Origin of the sequence: Curtobacterium sp. MCBA15_016, assembly GCF_001865105.1 — a bacterium.
In the GTDB taxonomy this organism is placed as follows: Bacteria; Actinomycetota; Actinomycetes; order Actinomycetales; family Microbacteriaceae; genus Curtobacterium.
On the sequence record NZ_MJGR01000019.1, the window covers coordinates 1,806 to 2,512 of the forward strand.

General features: G+C 75.2%; 1 protein-coding gene. It reads right to left on the reverse strand.

Translation table 11 applies throughout. The annotated features are described in order from the left end of the window. Positions 1 to 56: 56 nt before the first annotated feature. Positions 57 to 707, reverse strand: a 651-nt coding sequence (locus BIV03_RS08490; RefSeq protein WP_071295359.1) for a transcriptional regulator, incomplete at its 5' end; no start/stop codon positions are given.

Genomic DNA, 707 nt, shown 5'->3' on the forward strand with positions numbered 1-707 from the left:
CCGCGCCTCCCGTCCGCTGGGTGGTCGCGTCGCGACCCGGTGTCAGCGAGCCGTCGTCACGCGCGTCCGTCCGCCGCAGCGGGGTCGGCGGCGTGCGCCGCGTCCCGGCGCTCGGTGGCGTCGAGGGATCCGAGCAGGCGGAGCGCGTCCGCCGTCGGCGAGCCCGGTTCGGCCGTGTAGAGCAGGAAGCTCAGCGCCGGGTCGCTCATCAGGCGGGAGCCCTCGAACAGCAGGTCGAGCGCGCCGACGACCGGGTGCACGAAGTGCTTCTCGCCGGTGCCGTGCCGGCGGACGTCGTGCGCGCCCCACTTCGTCCGGAACTCGGGACTGCGCGTGGAGAGCTCGCCGACGAGGTCCTGCAGCTCCCGGTCGTGCGGGTCGTGCCCCGCGGCTGCCCGGAGGATCGCCACGCTCTGGTCGGCGGCGAGGTCCCAGTCCGGGTAGAACGCGTCCGACCACTCGCGGTCGAGGAACGCTGCGCGGGCGAGGTTCGGGCGCTCGGCCTTCCGGAAGAGGTCGGCGTAGAGGGCCCGTCCGAGCGCGTTCGCGCCGAGCACGTCGAGGCGGTCGTTGCGGATGAACGCCGGTCCCCCGGTGAAGGCGTCGAGCGCGTACTGCAGGCCGGGACGCAGCGTCTTCGGGGTCGTGGACCGGCGGCGGGCGGCCCGCACCGGCGAGGCGTTCGCGGCACGGGCGAGGTCGAACAG